A 1,773-nucleotide genomic window follows, 5' to 3' on the forward strand; every position below is an offset into this window, starting at 1 on the left:
GCTTATCTCAATAATCAGTTATGAATCTTCTCTCTAGAAGGTGACACGCACCCATTAGGAATCGGGTGCTTAGGGAGGCTATCTTGTTGTGAGGAATCCTAAGGAAAGATTGCAAGATATTTTGGACGCTATTAATGCGATCGATTGTTATGCAGCATTAAGTCGTGTTGAGTTTGAAGAGAATGAACTGGTGCAGGTTTGAAGTTTCCCGACTCTCTAGGTCGAGATTCTGTAGGTGTTTATGGAGGGGCAATTCGGTAGAGCCGACGCGAGGCGATCGATGAGTAAGTGGACGATTGTTCGACTTCCTGAGTGGTGCAGAAAACTTTTTTGAGTCTCATGATGGATAACCTGAACGACCAAAACAGCGCCTGAAACCCCTTGCCCTCGTTCGTTCGCCCGATAAAACTCAAGATCGCTGTCTCGGTGAGAATCCTTGATTTATAGGGGTTTCAGGAGTTTTCTGCACCACCAAGCCCAACTCCTCACAAACTCCGAACTCGCCGACCAACTTCAACAAGATCGAGGACTGGATGCCGGTGAAGCCAATGCCATTGCACTAGCACTTGAGCTACAAGCCGATGACCTGCTCATTGATGAACGCCTGGGACGGAAAGAAGCCCTTCGGTTAGAGCTGTCTATCATTGGTGTTCTGGGCATTTTGCTCTGCTTGCTGGCATCGTAACCTACCGCTTGATGCACCATCGTGGCAGTTTTCATACTTTGGCTATCAATACTGGCCTCAGATGGGTTCGGTTGCCGCCCTTGCTCGATCCGGGTGAACTCCCGCAGGCAGTCATGAAGCTTAATCCAGGTGCCATCTTGCTGCCACTTGCGGAAGTAGGTGTACACCGTCTGCCAAGCGGGAAAGTCGGAGGGGAGGGCACGCCAACTACACCCTTGCACCAGCACATAGAAAATCGCGTTGAGCACCTCCCACAGGTCAACCGTACGGGGACGACCTCCCGGTTTGGCTGGAGCCAGAACGTCGTTGAGGTATTCAAATTGAGCGTAGCTCAGGTTACTCGGATATGCTTTACTCATGATGCTCCTCAGAGGCTGGTTTTTTCTATTTGCAGCTTACCCTGAGTGAGCTTTTTTACTGGTTCACCGACTTCTCAAACACCCTCTCAACGTTTAACGCTTAATTCCCTATGTCCCGTTCCAGTTCTCTACGCGATTATGTGCTGACCCGATTGGTGCTGGCTCCCTTGATGTTGTGGTTAATTACCACACTGGTTTTTCTACTGCTACGAGCAACTCCTGGTGATCCAGTCGATGCCCTGTTAGGCCCGCGTGCTCCTCAAGCTGCCAAAGAAGAATTGCGGCAACAGTTGGGATTGAATCGGCCTGTATGGTGGCAGTATTTGGATTACATGGGTTCCCTGCTCCGGTTAGATTTGGGAAAATCGCTGACCAGCCAGGGACAATCTGTGTGGGAGATTATCCAGAAGTTTTTTCCGGCCACCGTAGAACTGGCCCTATACAGTCTGGCGATCGCACTCGTTATAGGCATTGCGATCGGGGCAGTGTCCGCTTCCCGACCCAATACCCCCCTTGACCTGGGCGGACGGTTATTTGGCATTTTCACCTATGCCATTCCCATGTTCTGGTTGGGAATGCTGCTGCAGTTGGTCTTTTCTGTGCAACTGGGCTGGTTTCCCCTGGGTACTCGCTTTCCGATTACGATGCCTGCCCCCGAAGGCCCGACAGGGTTGTATACATTGGATAGTTTACTGCACGCCAGTTTACCGCAGTTGTTCACGGCTCTGT

1 protein-coding gene and 1 pseudogene are annotated in these 1,773 nt (G+C 50.8%); one reads left to right on the forward strand and one right to left on the reverse strand.

What is annotated here, in order from left to right; genetic code table 11:
- Positions 1-660 precede the first annotated feature (660 nt).
- Positions 661-1,044, reverse strand: a pseudogene (locus ACUVQO_RS23050) (transposase); the annotation flags it as partial.
- A 110-nt stretch (positions 1,045-1,154) separates the two neighbouring features.
- Here ACUVQO_RS23050 and ACUVQO_RS23055 point away from each other — a divergent pair.
- Positions 1,155-1,773, forward strand: a 619-nt coding sequence (locus ACUVQO_RS23055) for an ABC transporter permease (protein ID WP_445928155.1), incomplete at its 3' end; no start/stop codon positions are given.

Source organism: Leptodesmis sp. (assembly GCF_052746595.1).